Consider the following 3,129-nt stretch of genomic DNA (forward strand, 5'->3'; position numbering starts at 1 on the left):
TGGGCAAAGAGTGAACAACTCCGGCCCCATGGGATCAGCGCGGTGGCTATCGATTCTCGCTCCTCAATCATGCACGTTTTTGGGTTGGCCGGTTATCCGAAGCGGGCAGGTCAAAGTGCCTGCCACCTGCGTCCTCGGGGTGTTTTCGATGGACTCCTGAGGTCCAGTCGGGGGGGTCCATGAGTTGCCACGCGAGCGGGGCGTAGGTTGGGTATACCCGGCGGATTGCACGCTTGAGGACATCAAATTCGTTATCATCCAGGGCGGTGAAACGTGGCTTTCCATCTGCCGTGATGGTGACCTTGCGGATTATCGTGCTCGGGAGATTTAGTGTGCGTAGTAACCGAAAGGTTTTGAGTGCTGCTGGCGTCATAACTGTTCCTCTTTCATTAGCATCTTGTTGCTCAGCGTACCCAGCATCTCAAGCTCCGTGTCGGACAAGGCGTCGAGATTGTACGTTGGCGGCTGGTCCGGCCGGCTATTTAGATACACGCGAATTTATCCGCCGCCAAGGACTCGAAGCAGAAACATCCTGGCACCGTGGCAATGATAGGTATTACCAAGGGCATGCTTCACGGCCTTCTCGACGATTTTGAACAGCACCTCGGGCGGGCAAGCCTGACTTATTGCCTCACCATAAGTTTTGATTAACCCCACACTCCTGTACGGCCGCCCACGCCCGAGCCGGTTCCCGGGCAAAAAGTGACCTGTTCGAGGGTCTTTTCCTTGGCTGGGTTCGTTCATGTCGATTAACTTGGCTTCGGCCCGGCGCTGACGATCCGGTCCCAGGTTTTACTCCGGTCATTAACGGCACTCATATTGTAAAGATATTATTGTTACAGTACACTAGACTATTTTTCTCCCGATCCTCTAACCGTTACCAAACCAGCGGCATCCATCATATCTGTGAACACTGAGGTTCTATCAGCTGAGCGCCATAGAAATGACAATGGAAGTTCGGGTCGTACGTTTTGCTGTTCAGAAACTCGCGTAGTACTCTGTATTTGGGTTGGCCCCGTTACTACCAAAAGGAACTCACCGTTGGGGTTGGCACACACCATCTCTGTGAAATCGTCAAGGTCGAACGTGATTCCACGGTATCGTTCCGCCCACTCGTGATGTCGAATGAAGGCCTCGCTTAAGCGCGCGTATTTCTCTTCCTCAGTCTTTCGATATGGTTCACCGGTAAAGTTCTGGGCCACGTGTCCTTCATACGGATCCGTCGCAACAATCTGTATGTCGAGGCCCCCCTGTTCAATGATTTGCTGCCGCAGTTCTCGCACATGGCCTACTCTCGGAAAAAGGATACGCCCCTCGTTGGCCATTGTTGCAGGCGCCAACGCTGACCGAAGTGCCTCCAGAAATCTGAGCCGCATGAACCCTACGGCGCTCCACTCGTCGGAAGAGGAAAGATTCGCACCCGTATTGTGGTCAACGAAATCATCCATGACCGCAATATGCATGAGCGTAGCTAGGTGACTTTTATAGTGGTCTGGTAACTCCCGCGCCAAATCGACGAACGCGTCAAAAAATGGCAGCGGCGATGAGCCGGTTGGAAGACCGAGAAAGAAACGTGAGCCGTCAGGTTTCGCAATCACTTTGCGAAGCACATGCTCTGCCATCGCACGGCCGGCGGCCGGGATCGTCTGGAAAGTCAGAATCTGCATGCTTTTGTTCGCCTCTCCTGCGGGATGTATGAGTTATTAAGTATAGCAGAACTTAGCATTCTAAGTGCCTGTGTGAAAAGACAAAATGCTTGTCATTGCGAGCGGCTGGTAAGGAACGTGGCAATCCCGTTGAGGAGAGGATTGCTTCGTCGGCCACTATCGTGTTGCTCCTCGCAATGATAAAGAAGCGTATTTTCAGAACAGACCCTATGAGAGACTCGCGTGACCTCCTTTAATTCTTTACTGCCAGCAGAAGCCCGCTGCCGGAAGGAATCACGCATGCCGTTACGCCCTCCGTCGCGGTCGCCATTTTGAGTGTAAGACGCAGTGCCGCAAACACATCATACGATCGTTCAACTACATTCTCTGCGGTAGTCCATCCTCGAACCGTTTGCATCAGGACATTATCGATCAAAATGATTCGTAATGGCCGCACAAGCCGCAGGCATGTCTGAAAGAGATCGGGATAGTTCCCTTCGAATGTATCGAGAAACACAAAATCGAATGTCTCACCGCGATCGGCCATGTTTTGGCATTCTTTCAACGCATCGCCAGTCCTAAAATCAATAACCCGGCCAAGCCTGTAGGCTCGATAAGAGTCCGTGCCTCCTTTACGCGCCACTGATCTTTATCAACCGTAACTACCCTTCCAGAGGGTTTGCAGGATGAGACGTGGTCGGCGAATACCAACGTGCTGTAACCAAAGAACGTACCAAGCTCGAGCACCGAATTGACCCGACCGACGCGAAGCAGAACTCTTATGATATCTATCTGTGATCGAAAGATGTCTCCGTGTTCTATGTTTAGTTCATCGATATGTCCTCTGCACGTTTCGCAAAGCAGCATTTTCTGGATCAGATAATTTGGTTTCAATAAATCGGCGAACCGACTCTTCTGTAAGCATTGCGCCCCTCCATATGCAAACGCCCTGGGTTGGGTGTGCAAAAGAAAGCATAAGACATTCGACGCGGTTTCGCAACGCATATTGGTGGGTCAGACACGTGGCGACCGCCGCTGGGACGCGAAGAGGTCGTTTGGCTTCGCCCTGGCCGGTGTCCGGGTGGCTGTAGGGGAACGCAGAGGAGGCAGTCCTTAGCCCGGATGTGAGTCCACGGGGGTGGTGTGGTAACACGCCCTGCGAAGCGTAGACAGGGAGGGTGTAGGCCGGAACGCAAGTGAAGGGGAGGATTAGCCCCGAAATCGATCGGTTGGAAGTAGCTGACCTTATCCCGCTATGGGGAAAGCAGAATCGCAAGGCCCGTAATCATGGCGAGGGTCGTGCGGTGCTTCCGGGGTTCGTACCCACGGCATGCACTCCAAGGACGCTATTGCGAACACATAGGTAAGATCTTATAACTATATGAGTTATAAAGATAACAAATGCGTGGAACTTTTAGGGCTCCACCCGATCTGATCAACTTTATCGGCAAATCAAGATGATCGGGGAGGGGAGGATGGAACG

At 52.5% G+C, this 3,129-nt stretch carries 2 protein-coding genes; both read right to left on the bottom strand.

Going from position 1 to position 3,129, the window contains the following annotated elements; all coding sequences use genetic code 11:
• Nucleotides 1-851: 851 nt before the first annotated feature.
• A complete protein-coding gene (locus M3461_10480) occupies nucleotides 852-1,667 on the bottom strand; it encodes a hypothetical protein (GenBank protein ID MDQ3774743.1) in 816 nt (271 codons plus the stop codon).
• Nucleotides 1,668-1,899: 232 nt separating this feature from the next.
• Entirely contained in the window at nucleotides 1,900-2,289 is a 390-nt protein-coding gene (locus M3461_10485; protein MDQ3774744.1) for a hypothetical protein, read from the bottom strand.
• Nucleotides 2,290-3,129: the final 840 nt, after the last annotated feature.

The organism is Pseudomonadota bacterium (genome assembly GCA_030860485.1).
Classification (GTDB): Bacteria; Pseudomonadota; Gammaproteobacteria; order JACCXJ01; family JACCXJ01; genus JACCXJ01.

Coding starts and splice junctions, on each gene's coding strand:
- M3461_10480 (MDQ3774743.1), bottom strand. CDS start 1,667: ATGCAGATTCTGACTTTCCAGACGATCCCGGCCGCCGGCCGTGCGATG.